Source organism: Delftia sp. WSY_12, from assembly GCF_043104645.1.
Taxonomy (GTDB): domain Bacteria; phylum Pseudomonadota; class Gammaproteobacteria; order Burkholderiales; family Burkholderiaceae_C; genus Comamonas; species Comamonas tsuruhatensis.
In genome coordinates, this window is the sequence record NZ_JBICKW010000003.1 from 249,270 (window position 1) to 266,814 (window position 17,545).

The 17,545-nt window shown below is 68.2% G+C and carries 14 protein-coding genes; 8 read left to right on the forward strand and 6 right to left on the reverse strand.

The genetic code is table 11. The features are described from left to right. Nucleotides 1-87 precede the first annotated feature (87 nt). Nucleotides 88-2,034 (reverse strand): molecular chaperone HtpG, encoded by a 1,947-nt coding sequence (gene htpG, locus ACF8LI_RS01415; protein ID WP_392411789.1) that lies wholly within the window; start codon nucleotides 2,032-2,034, stop codon nucleotides 88-90. Nucleotides 2,035-2,277: 243 nt separating this feature from the next. Here htpG and aqpZ point away from each other — a divergent pair, with 243 nt between their 5' ends. From aqpZ to ACF8LI_RS01430, 3 genes are all read left to right on the forward strand, one after another. Further along, the gene (aqpZ, locus tag ACF8LI_RS01420) at nucleotides 2,278-2,982 is read left to right on the forward strand and encodes an aquaporin Z (RefSeq protein ID WP_016446578.1); all 705 of its coding nucleotides are present in this window, start codon (nucleotides 2,278-2,280) and stop codon (nucleotides 2,980-2,982) included. A 238-nt stretch (nucleotides 2,983-3,220) separates the two neighbouring features. Next, entirely contained in the window at nucleotides 3,221-5,446 is a 2,226-nt protein-coding gene (locus ACF8LI_RS01425) for a TonB-dependent receptor (protein WP_392411791.1), read from the forward strand. A 133-nt stretch (nucleotides 5,447-5,579) separates the two neighbouring features. Beyond that, entirely contained in the window at nucleotides 5,580-6,260 is a 681-nt protein-coding gene (locus tag ACF8LI_RS01430; protein WP_392411793.1) for a Fe2+-dependent dioxygenase, read from the forward strand. Between the two features lie 24 nt (nucleotides 6,261-6,284). Here the strand turns inward: ACF8LI_RS01430 and ACF8LI_RS01435 are convergent, their stop codons facing one another. The 4 genes from ACF8LI_RS01435 to ACF8LI_RS01450 all read right to left on the reverse strand — a co-directional run bounded on the left by ACF8LI_RS01435 (nucleotide 6,285) and on the right by ACF8LI_RS01450 (nucleotide 12,122). Beyond that, on the reverse strand, nucleotides 6,285-8,696 hold the full coding sequence (locus tag ACF8LI_RS01435) for a TonB-dependent siderophore receptor (protein ID WP_392411795.1): 2,412 nt from the start codon (nucleotides 8,694-8,696) through the stop codon (nucleotides 6,285-6,287). A 119-nt stretch (nucleotides 8,697-8,815) separates the two neighbouring features. Continuing rightward, a complete protein-coding gene (locus ACF8LI_RS01440; protein WP_392411797.1) occupies nucleotides 8,816-9,886 on the reverse strand; it encodes a FecR domain-containing protein in 1,071 nt (356 codons plus the stop codon). After that, the gene (locus ACF8LI_RS01445; protein ID WP_013804342.1) at nucleotides 9,886-10,383 is read right to left on the reverse strand and encodes a sigma-70 family RNA polymerase sigma factor; all 498 of its coding nucleotides are present in this window, start codon (nucleotides 10,381-10,383) and stop codon (nucleotides 9,886-9,888) included. The genes ACF8LI_RS01440 and ACF8LI_RS01445 overlap by 1 nt, the downstream gene beginning before the upstream one ends. Before the next feature lie 212 nt (nucleotides 10,384-10,595). Continuing rightward, nucleotides 10,596-12,122 carry a pseudouridine synthase gene (locus tag ACF8LI_RS01450; RefSeq protein WP_392411799.1) on the reverse strand — a complete coding sequence of 509 codons (1,527 nt, stop codon included), beginning with the start codon at nucleotides 12,120-12,122 and terminating at the stop codon, nucleotides 10,596-10,598. A gap of 270 nt (nucleotides 12,123-12,392) precedes the next feature. Between ACF8LI_RS01450 and ACF8LI_RS01455 the strand changes: the two genes are divergently transcribed. Next, nucleotides 12,393-12,674, forward strand: coding sequence for a hypothetical protein (locus ACF8LI_RS01455; RefSeq protein WP_392411801.1), 282 nt, complete (start codon nucleotides 12,393-12,395; stop codon nucleotides 12,672-12,674). Nucleotides 12,675-12,700: 26 nt separating this feature from the next. After that, nucleotides 12,701-13,210: a hypothetical protein gene (locus ACF8LI_RS01460; protein WP_392429723.1), complete on the forward strand. Its 510-nt coding sequence runs from the start codon at nucleotides 12,701-12,703 to the stop codon at nucleotides 13,208-13,210. Nucleotides 13,211-13,227: 17 nt separating this feature from the next. Here ACF8LI_RS01460 and ACF8LI_RS01465 read toward each other — a convergent pair whose 3' ends face one another. Then, complete coding sequence (locus tag ACF8LI_RS01465; RefSeq protein ID WP_016446586.1) at nucleotides 13,228-14,094, reverse strand: IclR family transcriptional regulator; 867 nt, start codon at nucleotides 14,092-14,094, stop codon at nucleotides 13,228-13,230. Between the two features lie 57 nt (nucleotides 14,095-14,151). Between ACF8LI_RS01465 and ACF8LI_RS01470 the strand changes: the two genes are divergently transcribed. The 3 genes from ACF8LI_RS01470 to ACF8LI_RS01480 are packed head-to-tail and all read left to right on the forward strand — an operon-like array spanning nucleotide 14,152 to nucleotide 17,542. Then, nucleotides 14,152-15,321 carry an acyl-CoA dehydrogenase family protein gene (locus ACF8LI_RS01470; protein ID WP_016451918.1) on the forward strand — a complete coding sequence of 390 codons (1,170 nt, stop codon included), beginning with the start codon at nucleotides 14,152-14,154 and terminating at the stop codon, nucleotides 15,319-15,321. A 14-nt stretch (nucleotides 15,322-15,335) separates the two neighbouring features. After that, entirely contained in the window at nucleotides 15,336-16,334 is a 999-nt protein-coding gene (locus ACF8LI_RS01475) for a Bug family tripartite tricarboxylate transporter substrate binding protein (protein WP_392411806.1), read from the forward strand. Further along, nucleotides 16,334-17,542, forward strand: coding sequence for a CaiB/BaiF CoA transferase family protein (locus ACF8LI_RS01480; protein WP_392411808.1), 1,209 nt, complete (start codon nucleotides 16,334-16,336; stop codon nucleotides 17,540-17,542). The genes ACF8LI_RS01475 and ACF8LI_RS01480 overlap by 1 nt, the downstream gene beginning before the upstream one ends. Nucleotides 17,543-17,545 lie beyond the last annotated feature (3 nt).

Here is a 17,545-nt window from a genome sequence, read left to right on the forward strand (position 1 = left end):
TTGGAAGGCTTGTCTGCCGTGCGCTGGCACGACAGTGAGCAGGCACTGAGGCCTATGGAATGCGCCTGGGCGATCCTTGTGAGGAACTCACGCGAGAAGAGCGTTCACGCGCTTGACGTAGGCGGCCGGGTCCTCGGGCATGCCGCCTTCGGCCAGCACGGCCTGGTCGAACAGGATGTTGGCCAGGTCATGGAAATGCACCGATCCGTCCAGCTTCTTGACCAGCGGATGCTCGGGGTTGACCTCCAGCACGGGGCGGGCGTCCGGCGCCTGCTGGCCGGCCTGCTTGAGCAGGCGCGCCAGCTGCAGGCTCATGCCGCCGTCCTGCACCACCAGGCAGGCCGGCGAGTCGACCAGGCGCGTGGACACGCGCACGTCCTCGGCCTTGTCCTTGAGCGCCTCCTTGAGCTTGGCCAGCAGGGGCTTGAAGGCTTCGGCCGCTTCCTCGGCGGCCTTCTTTTCCTCTTCGTCCTGCAGCTTGCCCAGGTCCACGGCGCCCTTGGCCACGGACTGCAGCGGCGTGCCGTCGAAGTGGGTCAGGTAGCCCATGGCCCATTCGTCCACGCGGTCGGCCATCAGCAGCACTTCGATGCCCTTCTTGCGGAAGACTTCGAGCTGCGGGCTGTTGCGCGCTGCCGTCAGGGAGTCGGCCGTGATGTAGTAGATCGCGTCCTGGCCTTCCTTCATGCGGGCCTTGTAGTCGGCCAGCGAGACCATGGCGTCTTCCTGGCTGGTGGAGGCAAAGCGCAGCAGCTTGGCGATGCGTTCCTTGTTGGCGAAGTCCTCGCCCAGGCCTTCCTTGAGCACGGCGCCGAACTCGGCGTAGAACTGGCTGTACTTGCCTTCCTTGGCCTTGTCCTCTTCGCTGACCACGTCGGTGACGCCGTCCGTGCCTTCGCCGGCCTCGTGGCGATCGTGCTTGGCCAGGTCTTCCAGCATGGACAGCACGCGCTTGGTGGAGCCGTCGCGGATCAGGCGCACGTCGCGGCTTTCCTGCAGCAGCTCGCGGCTGACGTTCAGCGGCAGGTCGGCCGAGTCGATCACGCCCTTGACGAAGCGCAGGTAGCCGGGCATCAGCGCCTCGGCGTCATCCATGATGAAGACGCGCTTGACGTAGAGCTTGACGCCGGCCTTCTTGTCGCGGTTGTAGAGATCGAACGGTGCCTTGGCCGGAATGAACAGCAGCTGCGTGTACTCGGTGTTGCCCTCCACGCGGTTGTGGCTCCAGGTCAGCGGGTTCTCGAAGTCGTGGCTGATGGCCTTGTAGAAGTCCTGGTACTGCTCGGCCGTGATGTCCTTCTTGGGACGCGTCCACAGCGCGCTGGCCTTGTTGATGGTCTCCCACTCGCCGGTCTTGACCATGGCGCCGGGCTGGTCGTTCTCGCCGTCCTTCCATTCCTCCTTTTCCATGAGGATGGGCAGGCTGATGTGGTCGGAGTACTTGCCGATGACCTGCTTGATCTTCCAGGCATTGAGGAACTCCTCGGCCTCGGGGCGCAGGTGCAGCGTGATGCTGGTGCCGCGCTGGGGGCGCTCGATCTGCTCGACCTCGAACTCGCCCGTGCCGCCGCTGGTCCAGCGCACGCCTTCGGAGGCCGGCAGGCCCGCGCGGCGTGTTTCCACGGTGATCTTGTCGGCCACGATGTAGCCCGAGTAAAAGCCCACGCCGAACTGGCCGATGAGCTGCGAGTCCGACTTCTGGTCGCCCGACAGCTTTTCCATGAAGGCCTTGGTGCCGCTCTTGGCGATGGTGCCCAGGTTGTCGATGGCTTCCTGCTCGCTCATGCCGATGCCGGTGTCGGCAATGGTCAGCGTCTTGGCGGCGGCGTCGAAGGACACGCGCACTTCCAGGTTGGGCTGGTCTTCATACAGCGTGGCATTGTTCAGCGCCTCGAAGCGCAGCTTGTCGCAGGCGTCCGATGCGTTGGAGACCAGCTCGCGCAGGAAGATCTCGGGGTTGGAATACAGCGAATGCGTGACCAGGTGCAGCAGCTGTGCAACTTCGGCCTGAAAAGAATGGGTTTGCTTGCTCATGCAGACAGTGTCCTATGTCCTATGGGTTCACAACAGGGAAAAAATCAGCCCTCATCTCGGGTCGGCGGATGCAATTTCAAGAGGCTGCCACCCCTGTGGCGACGCAGGCTCTGGACGATTGTTCACTTTCTTGCCCTCTCGGCAGGCCAGGCGCAGCGCTATAACTGCGCCACTTTCCGCCATTCGGCGGGCAGTGCGCGCAGGGCCCGGGCGCAGCGGCGGGCCTGTTTCAGGAGATTTCCCATGCACAGCTCTGTTCAAAAATGGTCCGCAGAATTCCTCGGAACCCTGTGGCTGACCCTGGGCGGCTGCGGTGCGGCCGTGCTGGCCGCCGCCTTCCCGCAGGTGGGCATCGGCCTGGTCGGCGTCTCGCTGGCCTTCGGCCTGACGGTGGTCACCGGCGCCTATGCCTTCGGTCCCATCTCGGGCGGGCACTTCAACCCTGCCGTCTCCGTGGGCCTGGCCATGGGCGGGCGCTTTGCCTGGAGCGAGCTGCCGGGCTACGTCGTGTCCCAGGTGCTGGGCGCCATCACGGGCGCAGGCATTCTCTACGTGATCGCCACGGGCAAGGCCGGTGCCGACATCGGCGGCTTTGCCACCAACGGCTTCGGCACGCATTCGCCGGGCGGCTACGGCATGACGGCTGCCCTGGTCACCGAGGTGGTGATGACGGCCTTCTTCATCCTGGTCATCCTGGGCGCCACGGCCAAGCGCGCGGCAGCCGGCTTTGGCGGGCTGGCCATCGGCCTGTGCCTGACGCTGATCCACCTGATCTCGATTCCCGTGACCAACACCTCGGTCAATCCCGCGCGCAGCACGGGCCCGGCCCTGTTCGGTCCCGAGATCGCCGTCTCGCAACTGTGGCTGTTCTGGGTGGCCCCCATCGTGGGCGCGCTGATCGGCGCCGTGATCTACAAGGCCCTGCTGTCCAATCCGGCCGACGAGTAAGGCCAGGCACGGGCGCAGCAGGCGCCCCGCAGCAAACCCCGGCGGCTGGCGACAGCCGCTTTTTTTCGTCCGGCAGCAGCCGCGTTTTCATTGGACCTTTGGTGAAACACGGTTTTCGTTTGTTGCATGGCGGCAACGCGAAGGACTTTTACCCAGGGCAAACAGGCCAACTTTACGAAGCAGAAACCGAACACTAGTGATTCGCAATAACAATCCGCGGGCTTTCATCGGAGTGAACATGAGCAAAATCCAACAAATCCTCCCCCCCGCGAACCTCACCCAGCTGGCCCTTGCCGCTGCCCTGTGCCTTGCTGGCACCCCGGCCTTTGCGCAGGCCAGCACCACGCTGGGCACCGTGAACGTGACGTCTTCGACCGAAGCGCCCGTGAAGACCGACAACGCCTCCTCGGCCAAGTTCACGGCCCTGCTGGTGGACACGCCCAAGACGGTGCAGGTCATCAACGAGGAAATCATCAAGCAGACCGGCGCGACCAGCCTGCAGGAAGCCCTGCGGTCCACGCCCGGCATCACCTTCGGCAACGGCGAAGGCGGCAACCCCTCGGGTGACCAGCCCTTCATCCGCGGCATGGATGCCCAGGCCAGCACCTTCGTGGACGGCATGCGCGACATCGCGGCCGGTACGCGCGAAGTGTTCAACCTGGAATCGGTGGAGGTCATCAAGGGTGCCGATTCGGCCTATGCCGGCCGCGGCGGCGCTGGCGGCTCCATCAACCTGGTGACCAAGAAGGCCAGGAACGAGAACTTCATCAGCGGCGACGTGGGCCTGGGCACGGACAGCTACCGGCGCGCCACCATCGACGCCAACCGCGTGCTGGGCGAAGGCGTGGGCCTGCGCCTGAACGCCATGGTGCACGACGCCGACGTTCCCGGCCGCAGCGGCCCCGAGAACAAGCGCTGGGGCATCGCCCCCACGGTGACCTTCGGCATGGGCACGCCCACCGAGGTCTCGCTGTCCTGGCAGCACCTGCAGACCGACAACATTCCCGATGGCGGCGTGCCCTACCTGTACACCAGCACGGCGGCCGCCGGCCTGCCCGGCGGCAGCGTGGTGCGTCCCACCTACGGCAGCAACCGCGACAACTGGTACGGCCTGACCAGCCGCGACTACGAGAAGGAAAAGAGCGACCTGTTCACGGCCACCGTGGAGCACAAGTTCACCGACACGAACAAGTTCCGCAACAGCCTGCGCTACAGCAAGTCCGAACAGGACTACCTGTGGACCCAGCCCGACGACAGCAAGGGGAATGTCGTCAATGGCTATGTGTTCCGCCGTGGCAATGCACGCGTGGCCGACATCAAGACGCTGCAGAACCTGTCGGAATTCACGGGCAAGGCACAGACCGGCAGCGTGGGCCACAGCTACGCCTTCGGCCTGGAGCTGTCCAAGGAAAAGGCCGAGTCCCGCACCACCGCGCTGCAGACCACCAACACCACGTGCACGGCCGCCAGCCTGTGGTGCGCCTCGCTGAACAACCCGGACAGCAGCCCGCTGTGGAACCTGCCCGTGACCCTGGGCGACCCCAGCCACAACAAGATCGACACCGTGGCGCTGTACGGCTTCGACACGCTCAAGTTCAACGACCGGTGGCTGCTCAACGCCGGCCTGCGCCTGGACCACTACAAGCTCAGCGCTTCCGGCCCCGCCGGCCGCAACACGCCGGCCTATGACCTGAGCCGTTCGGACACGCTTTTCAACTACCAGCTGGGCCTGGTCTACAAGCCGGCCACCAACGGCAGCATCTACGCCAGCCTCGGCACCTCCTCGCGCCCCGGCGGCTCCATGCTGGGCAACGGCAACGAGGACCTGGGCATCTCCACCGACCAGCTGGCCAACCTGGCGCCCGAGAAGACCCGCTCGCTCGAGCTGGGCACCAAGTGGGACCTGATGGAAAAGCGCCTGGCGCTGACCGCCGCGCTGTTCCGCAACGACGTGACCAATGCGCGCATCACCGAAAACGGCGTCACCTACATGGGCGGCAACAAGGTGGTCAACGGCGTGGAGCTGGGCTTCACGGGCAGCGTGCTGCCGGGCCTGAGCGTCTTCGGCGGCTACACCTACATGGACAGCGAGCAGAAGAACGCAGGCGCAGGCAACGTGGCCAACGGCCAGCCCTTCCCCAACACGCCCAAGCACAGCTTCAGCCTGTGGACCAGCTACAAGCCCATGGCCAAGCTGACCGTGGGCCTGGGCATCTATGCCCAGAGCAGCGTGAACCAGAGCTACATCCGCTCCACCGTGGATGGCGGCATCGTCACCAAGGGCGCCAGCGGCTATGCGCGCTACGACGCCATGGTGGCCTACCAGATCGACCGCAACCTGACCGTGCAGCTGAACCTGTACAACCTGGGCGACAAGGTCTACTACAGCGGCGTGCGTTCGCCCCACTACGCGACCATGGCGGCAGGCCGCTCGGCCGTGGCCTCGCTCAAGTGGACGTACTGATCTGCTGATCGCCCCGGGCGAACGCGCAGCGGCTTGACGCTGCGCAGATCACCGCAAAGCCCCGCAGGCCATCGCCGCCTGCGGGGCTTTTTTGCGGGACACTCATTGATTCCGCCCCTGAGGACCGCCTGCCATGATGCTCCGCATACCCGCCCTGCTCAGCCCCGACGAAGTGCGCCAGTGCCGCCAGGCGCTGGAGCAGGCCCCGTGGCAGGACGGCCGCGCCACGGCCGGCCCCCTGGCGGCCCAGGTCAAGGCCAACCTGCAGCTGCCGCTGGACAGCCAGGCCGGCCAGGCGATAGGCAACCTCATCCTCGACAGGCTGGGGGCCAGCGCGCTGTTCATCTCGGCCACGCTGCCGCTGAAGGTGCTGCCGCCGCGCTTCAACCGCTACGAAGGCGGCGGCACCTACGGCAACCACATAGACAATGCCATCTTCACCATCCCCGGCACGGCCATCAAGGTGCGCAGCGATGTCTCCACCACCGTATTCCTCAGCGAGCCCGACGAATACGAAGGCGGCGAGCTGGTCGTGGAAGACACCTTCGGCCACCAGAGCGTGAAGCTGGCCGCAGGCGACGCCATCGTCTACCCCGGCACCAGCCTGCACCGCGTCAACCCCGTCACGCGCGGCACGCGCTACGCCAGCTTCTTCTGGACCCACAGCCTCGTGGCCTCGGACGAGCAGCGCCGCCTCCTGTTCGACCTGGACCAGCAGATCCAGCAGTTGACGCTGCGCCACCCGGGCGACCCCGCCCTATCCGCGCTGTCCGGCACGTACCACAACCTGTTGCGGATGTGGTCGCAGGCCTAGTGGCACAGCCGCCAGGCAGCCGCATCAGAACCTGTAGCGGGCCGTGACCAGCACATTGAGCGGATCTCCATACACGCCCGTGCCGTACGAACCCAGGCCCGGCATATAGGTCTTGTCGAACAGGTTGTTGACGTTCAGCGTCACCGACCACTGGCGGTCCACGTCGTAGCGCGCCATCAGGCCCACCAGCGCATAGGCACGCTGGTCGGCGCGCGCGTAGGGAGCGGCGGACTGCTGGTAGTAGGTCAGGCTCTGCCAGGCCAGCGACCCGCCCACGGTCCACTGCGGGTTGAGACGGTAGCTGGTGCTGAGCTTGAACAGGTGGCGCGGCTGGTTGGTGTTGACCGCGCTGAGGATCACGTCGGGCTGGGCCGGCGCACGCGAAGTGCGGTAGGTGTAGCCGCCGTAGATGTTCCAGGCCGGCGTGATACTGCCCGACACCTCCATCTCCACGCCCTTGCTGGCCACGCCGTCGATGGCCGCATAGACCTCTTCCCCGGATTGCGGGTTGGCGCTGACGTACTGCGCGGCATTGCGCTGCTGGATGTGGAACAGCGCCAGCGAGGCGTTGAGCCGGCCGTCCAGGAACTCGCCCTTGACGCCCACTTCGCGGCTGCGGCCCGTGAGCGGCGGAAGCGGGCTGCCGGCAGCGTCCTTGTAGTAGGTCTGCGGATTGAAGATATCGGTCTGGCTGGCGTACAGCGACAGCTGGCGGTTCAGGTCATACACCACGCCCGCATAGGGCACGGTCTTGTGCGCCACGCGCAGCGCGTTGTTCACGACGTAGCTGCCGTTCAGGCCCGTGGTGTCGTCCAGCATGTCGTACCAGCTCACGCGCGCACCCAGGATCACCGACAGATCGTCCGTGGGCCGCAGGCGCGCGGCGCCGAAGACACCCTTTTCCACGATGCGCGTCATGCGGTGGTTGCGCAGCTGGAAATCGGGCCGGGGCACCTGGCCGTCCCACTCGAAGTAGTTGCCCACGGGGCCGTAGGCATTGCTGTAGCCGGGCGCATGGCGGCGCTGGCGCGACCAGCTGGCGCCGAACGACAGCTCATGCTCGCGCCCGAACAGCTGCAACGGCCCGGACAGCGCCGCATTCACGGCCTGCGTGGTGGCATCGGTGGGAATCTTGTTGGACAGCATGTTGATGCCCAGGCCGCTGACCGGGTCCACCATGCCGTGGGCTGCCACGCCGACCTCCACGTCGCGCGACTGGCGCAGCCGGCTGGCAGACAGGTCCATCTTCCAGCCATTGCCGAAGCTGTGCTTGAGTTCGGCAAACACGTTGGTGCTGTCGTTGTCCCAGTACGACCAGCGCGCCGCAGGGTTGAGCGAGGTGGGGAAATGCGTGCGGCTGCCATCCTTGAAGAACAGCGGGATGTGGCCGAAGCTGGCCCCGTTGGCGCGCGTCTGCATGTGGTCAATGCCCAGGCTGGCCACGGTGCCCGGGCCCAGGTCGGCCTCGATGATGCCGTACAGGCTGCGCACGTTGCGGCTGTAGTCGTCCACATGGGACCTGGCGTTCTGCGCCACGGCCACCACGCGGGCGCGCACGCGGCCGTCTTCGGTCAGCGGCGCGGAGATGTCGCCCACGCCGCGCAACCGGTCATGGCTGCCGATGGCCGCCTCGGCCGAGGCCTGGAAGGTCTTGGTGGGCCGCTTGCGCACCAGATTGACCACGGCCGACGGATAGCCCGCGCCCGTGAGCAGGCCTGTGGCACCCTTGACCACTTCCACGCGGTCATAGATGGCGCTGTCGGCCAGCGAGGTCGTGTACTGGTTGGCCGAGTCCATGGTGTTGGGCACGCCGTCGAACTGGAAATTCTCGATGGCATAGCCGCGCGAGTAGAAGGTGGTGCGCTCGCTGTCGTTGCGGCCCACGGTGATGCCGGGCGTCTTCTCCAGCACCTCCGGCAGGCTGGTCAGGCCCTGGTCGTCCATCAGCTGGCGCGTGACCACGCTGACCGACTGCGGCGTCTCGCGCTGCGACAGGCCCAGCCGTGTGGCCGTGCTGGACTGGCGCGTGGCGTAGGAGCCCGTGCCTTCGGAGACCGCGCTGCGCTCGGCAGCGGCCGTCACGTTGACCGTGGCCAGCGTGGCACCGGCGGCCGCCACGGGCGCCACCTGCTCCACGCGCCGCAGCGCATAGCCGCCGCCGGCCTGGCGCACGGCCTGCCAGGCGGTACCGGCCAGCAGCGCCTCGAAGGCAGCCTCCACCGTGTAGCTGCCGCGCAGGCCCGCGCTGCGCTGTCCGGCCGTCTGCTCGGCCGTGAAGATCAGGGCCACGCCGGCCTGGGCGGCCGTGCTGCGCAAGGCGGCATCCAGCGGGCCGGCAGCGACGTCATAGCTGCGCTGGGCCTGGGCCAGCACGGCGGCGGGCATGAGCGCGATGGCCAGCGCCAGCGCGGGGCGGGGCATGAAAAGGGGTTGCATGGTCCTGGGTTCTCCCTGTGTTCCGATATCGAAAATCAAAGCTCTCGGAAACAAGGAAGCGCGGCGCGGGAAATCGGGTCACACCCGGCGCAAAAAAAGCGAAAAGGAAGAAAAAAGCCTCAGCCGCGCACTTGCGCAGGCTCCACCACCACCCACCAGCGCGTGCGCCAGCGCAGCTGCACGGGCAACGCACCGGGCAGCATGGCCAGCACGGCGTCCGTGCCATCGATGCCGCCTTCGTCCAGCGGGAACACGCCCGAGAACCGCAGCCCGGCCACGGCCGGATCGGCATGCAGCCAGCCGGGGCGGTAGCGGTTGAGTTCGGCCAGGAAGTCGTCCAGGCGCTGGTTGTCCACCCACAATTGGCCCCGGCTCCAGGCGTCGTCCGCAGGGCCGGCCGGCTGCACCGTGCCCCAGCCCGTGCGCGTGAAGTCCATGGCCTCGCCCGCCTGCAGGCGCCGTGCGGTTGCGCCTGTGCCGGCCGGGCGCAGTTCCACGGCGCCCTCGAACACCGCCACGCGCGTACCTGCCTGGTTGCTGCGCACCATGAAGCGCGTGCCCAGGGCGCGCACGCGGCCGTGGGCGGTCTCCACCACAAAGGGCAGATCGCCCAGCGCACCTGCAGGATGACCGGTGGTGAACAGCGCCTCGCCGGCCAGCAGGCGCAGCCGGCGCTCGCTGCCGTCGAACTGCAAGGCCACGGCGCTGCCGGGGCCCAGCAGCATGTCCGTGCCGTCGGGCAGGCTCCAGCGGCGGCGCTGCGTGCCGGTGGAGTAGTCGGCCGCCATCTGCTGCCACTGCGGCGTGCGGCTGGCCAGCCAGCCCGCGCCCACCGCCGTGCCCAGGCCCGCGAACAGGCCCAGCAGGCGCCGCCGCGCAGCCCGGGGAGCGGCGGACAGGCCGCGATAGCCCGCGCCACCGGCGTTGAGCCCCGTCAGCGCGCCCGTGACGGCCTGCAGATGGGCCCAGGCGCGGCCATGGTCGGCGTCTTCATCGAGCCAGCGCTGCCAGCGCGCCCGGTCGGCGGCCGAGGCCTGGCCCGATTGCAGCAGCGCAAACCAGCCGGCAGCCGCCCGCGCCACGCCGGCCGGCAAGGGCCGGCCCAGCGCCTGGGGCGCCTGGATACTGCTGCCGGGTAGCGGCGTGGCGCTGGACAGGCGCCGAGGATCGGAAGGAGGCACCGGCGCCATCAGGACAGCGCCAGCACGAAGCAGCGCTCGTAGCCCTGGGCCAGGTAGCGCTTGACGCTGGTCATGGACACGCCCAGGCGCGTGGCGATGTCCGCATAGCTCAGGCCTTCGAGGTGGGCCAGCAGGAAGGCCTCGCGCACCTTGGGCGCCAGCGCGTCCAGCGCCTGGTCCACGGCCTGCAGTGATTCGAGCGCGATCAGCCGCTCCTCGGGCGAGGGAGCCAGCTCGGCCGGCAGCAGGGCCAGGGTGTCGAGATAGGCGCGCTCCAGCAGCCGGCGCCGGTGCTGGCGGATCACAAGATGGCGGGCCACGGTGGCCAGAAAGGGGCGCGGCTGCTCGATGCGGCCGGCCATGCCCGAGGTGATCACGTTGACGAAAGTGTCGTGCGCGATATCGGAAGCCTCGAACACATTGCCCAGCTTGCGGCGCAGCCAGCCTTGCAGCCAGCCGTGGTGTTCGACATAGAGGGTGTGTACGGGATCGGCCGGTGCGCGCATGAAAAGACGGACGCGCCCCGGACTGGCGTGCCGCAGCGCTGAAGCTCGTTTGAGAATGGTTCGCATTCTAAACACGAGCTGTGCGCTCACTGAAACCGGCGCGGCCCAAGACCAGAGACACCAAGCAAGGGCCGCCCCGCCGCGAGGGTGTCGTCCCCCTCCCCCGCGAAGCGGGTAGAGAGGGGGAAGCGGCGCAAGCCGCTCAGGGGGTGCTAAAAGCCTTCGTGTGCACCCAAATAGCGCCACTGGCCCACAGGCAGATTGCCCAGCGTCACGCGGCCGATGCGGATGCGCTTGAGGCCCACCACGCGCAGGCCCACCAGTTCGCACATGCGGCGGATCTGGCGCTTCTTGCCTTCGGTCAGCACGAAGCGCAGCTGCTCGGGGTTCTGCCAGTCCACCTTGGCGGGCTTGAGTGCCTCGCCGTCCAGCGACAGGCCATGGCACAGGCGTGCCAGCTGCTCGGCCGGGAACACGGATTGCACGTCGATGTCGCGGTCGCCGTAGGTCACGCGTACCAGGTACTCCTTGTCCATCTCCGAGTCTTCGCCAATGATCTGGCGCGCCACGCGGCCATCCTGGGTCATGACCAGCAGGCCCACGGAGTCGATGTCCAGCCGGCCGCAGGGCGCCAGGCCCTTGAGCTGCGCGAAGTTGAAGCGCGTGCGGCTGGTGTCCTGGTTCCAGTGGTTCTGGGGCGTGACCAGGACCACGGCGGGCTCGTGGCCATCCTCGGCCTGTCCGCTGACGTAGCCCATGGGCTTGTGGATCAGGATGGTGACCTGCTGGTCCTGGCGGTCACGTGCCTCGCGCTCGACCGTGATGCGGTCGGCGGCCACCACGTTCTGGCCCATGACGGCGAGTTCGCCGTTGACGCGGACCCAGCCCTTGTCCACCCACTCGTCGGCCTCGCGGCGCGAGCACAGGCCCATGTCGGCCAGGCGCTTGTTGATGCGCACGGCGCCCGGAACCTGCTCCTGCACGGGCGCGGGGGCACGCTTGACGGGAATCTCGCGGCTGGCGCCACCGTCGGCGGGACGGTAGGTGCGGATGCCGCTGAGCGGACGGTAGGCGGGTTCGGCCTGGGCCGGCGCATCGCGGCGCGGGCCGCGGGCGTCATCACGGCGGGGGCCCCGGGCGTCGTCACGGGGGCGATCACGGAAGCCGCCCTCCCGGGGGCCGTCACGGGGGCCGTCACGTTGCCCATCACGCGGACGCTCGTCGCGCTGGCCATAGGGCCGGTCGCGGCGATCATCCGGGCGGGGCGGACGCGGGGGACGGGAGTCGCGCATGTCGCCCGCATGGCGCGTGTCACGCGCATCACGGGGATCGCGCTGCTCGCGCGGGGCACGGTTTTCGCCGCCGCCCTGGCCACGCCAGTCGCCACGCGGCTGGGAACGGTCCAGGTCCTCGGCACGGCCGAAACCGCTGCTGCGCGGGCGCTGATCACGGGCGTCGCCGCGGGGTGCCGCATCACGGGCATCGCCGCGAGGGCCTGCGTCACGGCGGTCGGAGCGCTCGTAGCGTTCATTGCGCCCGCCGCGTTCATTGCGGTCATTGCGGTCGTTGCGCGGGCCGCGGGCGCCCGCAGATCTGCCTGCGCCACCAGAGGGGCGGCGGGCATCGCCAGCCGGCTCGGCCTGTGGCTTTTCGGGGCGGCGCAGCACAGGGCGCGCGGAGGGCGCTGCCGCCTCGTCGGCGCCGGGCCGGGACGGTTTGGAAGAAGTAGGGGATGACATTAGGCCGCCATTGTCGCGCGGCACGGCCTGCAGCGGCAGCGCCCTGCGGCCAATACGGGCATTGCGCTCGGCTATCGGCCCCGCGCTGCCCCGGCCCGCCGGGACCCCTGCGCGGTCCCGCAGCGAAGCGCCTGCACGAAGGACGGCACACCCGTTGTGCGAGCCCGATTCCCGTCCATTTCAATGCACCTGGCCCCCAGGCCCATCCCATTCGCTGTATCCGTCGCGATATGCATATTCATATGAATCCCCAATGAAAGATGGATCAGGATGAATCAACTCGCCACGAAAATTCGCCATCCGGCCAATGAGGAAATAACAGCCCATGGCATTGAATATGTAAAAAACTGTATTTCTCACGAGCGCATTCATTCATTTCCCATTGCAAACCAATCCATTGGGCTTGCCATTTCCCATGTATCTCCCCATAGAATGGCGCCCGTCCAGAGACAGGGGCCCTCTTTCGAGACAACAGCCCTGCGCGCAGCGCCCGCTGCGGCATCCAGACCATCACGCCCGGAATCCCGCCTCATTCAACAAGGAAAACCATGAGCGATACACCCAACCTATTGAATTCCATGCCCTTGAAAGAACAATTCAAGGCGCTGCTCATCACCAAAATGGACTTGACGGGAATCGAGTGGTCCGATATGGAGACCGCCATCGGCCCGAATGCCGACAAATACCGTCCGCTGTGGGAGCGCATGGTCAGCGGGAAAAAGGGATTCTTCGCCGCACTCAGTCCCTGCTGGACGGCCATTCCCTTCATGGGCGTGCCCTGGGCCATTGCCCGCCGCGTCTACGCCTATGCCGTGGTGGCCTTCATCACCCTGTTGATCATCAACCTGCTGATGCCCGGCACGGGCGGCGCCGGGCGCGTGCTCGGCATCGCGGTAGCCATCTCGTTCACGGTCAAGCGCACCTACCTGCAATGGCTGGTCACGCGCATACAGCAGATCAACCAGAGGGGCCTGGTGGGCGCTGCGCGCGAAGAGGCGCTGCGCCAGATCGGCGGCCTGGACCAGAAGAACGGCTGGATCTCCTTCGGCGTGCTGCTGGCCATCGGCATCGTGCTGGCCGCCTTCTGAAGCGCCAGGCCCGCAGATCAGCGGTCCACGGGCAGCCGGTCGCACAGGGCCACCAACTGCGCCAACTGGGGGCCCACATCCCGGATCAGCGTGCGGGCCGGCATGCGCAGGCCCGGCACGGCGCAGTTGAACAGCAGCCGGCGAGACCCGTAGCGGATGCGGGAGGCCGCGCCCACCGCGCACACGCCCAGGCCGGAGTCGCCCATGTTGACCGCGAAGCCCCGGGCGGCATAGTGCGCCAGGCTTTCGCTGGCGTTGTCCCTGCAGCGCGCGTATTCCTCGGGCCGCTGGCTGCGCACGCGGTCCAGGAAGCGCTGCAGTTCCCCGGCATCGAGCTGGGCAAGCCCTGCCCGGCCCATGGCCGTTTCCAGCACGCCGCGAACCGCGCCCACGCCGGGGCGCTTGAGCGTGCCGCCTTCCCAGGCGCAGGTGTCCAGGTAGACCACATCCAGGTCCATGACCACGCCCACCGATACCGCCCCCTTCACGCGGTCGGCCAGGGCCTGCATGGGCAGGCGCAAAGGCCCCAGCAGCGGCGTGTTGATCACATAGGGGTAGCCCAGGGCGACGGCGGCCGGGCCGACGAAGTAGCGGTCCAGCCGCTCGTCATGGTCCAGGTAGCCCATGGTCTGCAGGCTGCGGCACAGCCTGGACACGGTGGGGCGCGGCAGGCCCAGGCGGCGGGCCAGCTCGCTGTTGGCATGCGGGCGCGGGTCGCTGACGAAGCACTGCAGGATCATCAGCCCCTTGGCCAGCGTGCCTGCGAAATACGGGTCCTGCTCGCGGATGCGGCAGACATCCTGCGAGTCCCTGGGTTGGTGGGCAATGGGGGTGTGGGGCACGTGGCGATTGTGCGGACCACCGCCGCAAAGCCGCAACTGCATTTCAATATTTGAAACTGCATTGCAGCCCTGGTGCCCGCGCTTCCTACAGTGCGGCCCATGAGCCAAGCCCCCACCCCCCAACCCGCCGACGCCCGCCTGCAGGCGTTGATTGCAGACATCCGCCATTTCGTGCGCCACCGCTGGCATCCGCTCGAAGAGCAGATCGAGCGCGATGACGAGATCCCGCCCGCCGTGGTCCAGGAACTGCGCGACAAGGGCTATTTCGGCTGGAGCATTCCCCAGGCCTACGGCGGCCTGGGCCTGAGCACCGAGGAGCTGGTGCGCTGCGCCTTCGAGCTGTCCCAGGCCTCGGTGGCGCTGCGGGCCCGCGTGGGCACCAACACCGGCATTGGCTCCGAAGCCCTCGTGGCCGACGGCACCGAGGCGCAAAAGCAGCGCTGGCTGCCGCGCATGGCGCGCGGCGAGCTCACGGGTTGCCTGGCGCTGACCGAGCCGGACGCGGGCTCGGAGGCAAGCAACATCCAGACAACGGCGCGCCGCGAGGGCGACCACTATGTGCTCAACGGCAGCAAGCGCTTCATCACCAATGCGCCGCTGGCCGATGTGTTCACCGTCATCGCCCGCACCGGCGAAGGCAGCACGGGCAGCGAGGGGCTGACGGCCTTCTTCGTGGAGCGCTCGCCGGGCCTGGTGACAGGCCGGCCCTATCGCAAGATGGGCCAGGCGGGCTCGCCCGTGTCGGACGTGCATTTCCAGGACTGCCGCGTGCCGGCGGACCAGATCATCGGCGGGCGCGAGGGCCAGGGCTTCAAGACCGTGATGAAGGTGCTCAACAAGCAGCGCCTGCACCTGGCCGCGCTGTGCACGGGGCCGGCGATCCGCATGCTGGACCTGGCGCTGGCCCATGTGCGCCAGCGCGAGCAGTTCGGCCAGCCGGTGGCGAACTTCCAGCTGGTGCAGGCCATGCTGGCCGACAGCCGCACCGAGATCTTCGCGGCGCAATCCATGATCCTGGAGGCCGCCCGCGCCCGCGACCGGGGCGAGGACGTGGCGCTGTCCGCCTCCATGTGCAAGTACTTCGCCTCCGAGATGTGCGGCCGCGTGGCCGACCGCGCCGTGCAGATGTTCGGCGGCGCGGGCTATGTGGCCGACTTCAGCCCCATCGAGCGCTACTTCCGCGACGTGCGCCTGTTCCGCCTCTACGAAGGCACCAGCCAGATCCACCAGCTCAACATCGCCAAGCTCATGCTGCGCGAGAGCGCCTGACACCGGAGGCCCCCATGACACGCTCCCTCACCTCGAAGCACCTGGCCAACCTGGGCCTGCTGGCTGCGCTGTGTGCCTGCGCGCAGGCTGCCCAAGCGGCACAGACGGCCCAAGCGGCTTTTCCCGATCGGCCCGTGCGCGTGATCGTTCCCTTTCCCGCAGGCGGCAGCACCGACCTCGTGGCCCGAGCGCTGTCGGTGGAACTGGGCAAGGCCCTGGGACAGCCCGTGGTGGTGGAGAACAAGCCGGGCGCGGGCAGCCTGGTCGGCTCGGAACTCGTGGCCCGCACCGCGCCCGACGGCTACACCCTGCTCATGGCAGGCCTGAGCAATGTCTTCCTGCCCCATGTGCACGCCAACCTCAAGTGGAATCCGCTGACCGACTACGAGTACATCGGCCTGGTGGCGGACCTGCCCAACGTCATCGCCGTCAACGCCAAGACCCCCTACCGCACGCTGGCCGAACTGGTGGCGGCCGACAAGGCCAGGCCCGGCACGCTGTCCTTCGGCTCGGCCGGCACGGCCACGCCCTCGCACCTGGTCTGCGAGATGGTCAACCACCGGCTCGGCACCAAGATGCAGCACCTGCCCTACAAGGGCAACGCCCCGGCCGTCAACGACCTCATGGCCGGCCACATCCCGGTGATGTGCAACAACCTGGGCGGCACCCTGCCCTACATGCAGGGCGGGCAGATCCGCATCCTGGCGCAGACCGGCAAGAGCCGCTCGCCCGCAGCGCCCGACATTCCCACCTTTGCCGAGCTGGGCGTGGCCGGGCTGGACACCGGCCTGTGGGTGGGCCTGGCCGCGCCCAAGGGCACGCCGCAGCAGATCGTGGCCACGCTCAACCAGGCGCTGGCCAAGGCCATGGCCTTGCTCGAGACACGCGACAAGCTGGCACGCCTGGGCGCCACGCCGCTGCCCACGCAGGCGGCGGACTTCCACCAGCGCGTGGCCGAAGACCGCCGCGCCTGGGAGCCCGTGCTGAAGAACGTGGACCTGAAAGGCAACTGATGCAGCGCCAAGGCTATCCGCTGGAGGGTGTGCGCATCCTCGACATGGCCACGGTGCTGGCCGCCCCCTTCTCGGCCACCCTGTGCGGCGACCTGGGCGCCGACGTCGTCAAGCTGGAGCTGCCCGGCGGCGGCGACACGCTGCGCAGCCTGGCCCCCGTGCACGACGGCCACGCCGTGTTCTGGAAAACCGCCAACCGGGGCAAGCAGGGCATCTCGCTGGACGTGCGCAAGGCCGAGGGCCGCACGCTGTTCCTGCGGCTGATCGAGGATTTCGACGTACTGGTGGAGAACTTCCGCACCGGCACGCTGGACCGCTGGAGGCTGGACCTGGCCACCTTGCATGCCCGCAACCCGCGCCTCATCGTGCTGCGCCTGACGGGCTTCGGCCAGACCGGCCCCTATGCGCGCCGGCCGGGCTTTGCGCGCATCTTCGAGGCCATGAGCGGCTTCGCCCACCTCACGGGCGAGGCGGGCGGCCCGCCCCAGCACATGAACTACCCGCTGGGCGATGCCGTGGCCGGGCTGTTCGGCGCCTTCTCCATCGCGGCCGCACTGGCCGAGCGCAATGCAAAGCCTCCAGGCGAACGGCGCGGCCTGGAGATCGACCTGTCGGCCACCGAAGCCATGCTGCGCCTGCTGGACCCGCTGGCGGCCGAGTACCAGCTGGGCGGACAGGCACGCAGCCGCACGGGATCGTGCGCGGGCTACACGGCGCCCTCCAACGTCTACCGCACGCGCGACGGCGCCTGGCTCACTGTGGTCGCCACGGGCGATGCCATCTTCGCGCGCCTGTGCCAGGCCATGGACCGCGCCGACCTGGCCGCCGACCCGCGCTTTGCGGACAACGCCGCGCGCATCCGCCACCTGCAGGCGCTGGATGCGCTGATCGTGCAATGGTGCGCAGGCCTGGACTGCACCCAGGCCATGGCCGCGCTGGCCGCGCACGACATTCCGTTCAGCAAGGTCTGTTCGGCCCAGGACGTGCTGCAGGACCCGCATTTCGCGGCACGCGGCAGCTTCATCGCGCTGCCCGACCCCGACCTGGGCCCCCTCACCGCCCCCGCGCCCGTGCCACGCTTCACCGGCCGCCAGGCCCCTTCGCCCCGCAGCGGCCCGGCCACCGGCCAGGACAATGCACGCATCTATGCGGAGTTGGGGCTGGATGCGCAGCAGCAGGAGAGGCTGCGGCGCGAGGGCGTGATCTGAAAA

What these genes read in the sequence shown, in the direction of transcription:
- htpG (WP_392411789.1), bottom strand. Translation starts at nt 2,034, where the DNA reads ATGAGCAAGCAAACCCATTCTTTTCAGGCCGAAGTTGCACAGCTGCTG.
- aqpZ (WP_016446578.1), top strand. Translation starts at nt 2,278, where the DNA reads ATGCACAGCTCTGTTCAAAAATGGTCCGCAGAATTCCTCGGAACCCTG.
- ACF8LI_RS01425 (WP_392411791.1), top strand. Translation starts at nt 3,221, where the DNA reads ATGAGCAAAATCCAACAAATCCTCCCCCCCGCGAACCTCACCCAGCTG.
- ACF8LI_RS01430 (WP_392411793.1), top strand. Translation starts at nt 5,580, where the DNA reads ATGATGCTCCGCATACCCGCCCTGCTCAGCCCCGACGAAGTGCGCCAG.
- ACF8LI_RS01435 (WP_392411795.1), bottom strand. Translation starts at nt 8,696, where the DNA reads ATGCAACCCCTTTTCATGCCCCGCCCCGCGCTGGCGCTGGCCATCGCG.
- ACF8LI_RS01440 (WP_392411797.1), bottom strand. Translation starts at nt 9,886, where the DNA reads ATGGCGCCGGTGCCTCCTTCCGATCCTCGGCGCCTGTCCAGCGCCACG.
- ACF8LI_RS01445 (WP_013804342.1), bottom strand. Translation starts at nt 10,383, where the DNA reads ATGCGCGCACCGGCCGATCCCGTACACACCCTCTATGTCGAACACCAC.
- ACF8LI_RS01450 (WP_392411799.1), bottom strand. Translation starts at nt 12,122, where the DNA reads ATGTCATCCCCTACTTCTTCCAAACCGTCCCGGCCCGGCGCCGACGAG.
- ACF8LI_RS01455 (WP_392411801.1), top strand. Translation starts at nt 12,393, where the DNA reads ATGAATCAACTCGCCACGAAAATTCGCCATCCGGCCAATGAGGAAATA.
- ACF8LI_RS01460 (WP_392429723.1), top strand. Translation starts at nt 12,701, where the DNA reads ATGCCCTTGAAAGAACAATTCAAGGCGCTGCTCATCACCAAAATGGAC.
- ACF8LI_RS01465 (WP_016446586.1), bottom strand. Translation starts at nt 14,094, where the DNA reads ATGCAGTTGCGGCTTTGCGGCGGTGGTCCGCACAATCGCCACGTGCCC.
- ACF8LI_RS01470 (WP_016451918.1), top strand. Translation starts at nt 14,152, where the DNA reads ATGAGCCAAGCCCCCACCCCCCAACCCGCCGACGCCCGCCTGCAGGCG.
- ACF8LI_RS01475 (WP_392411806.1), top strand. Translation starts at nt 15,336, where the DNA reads ATGACACGCTCCCTCACCTCGAAGCACCTGGCCAACCTGGGCCTGCTG.
- ACF8LI_RS01480 (WP_392411808.1), top strand. Translation starts at nt 16,334, where the DNA reads ATGCAGCGCCAAGGCTATCCGCTGGAGGGTGTGCGCATCCTCGACATG.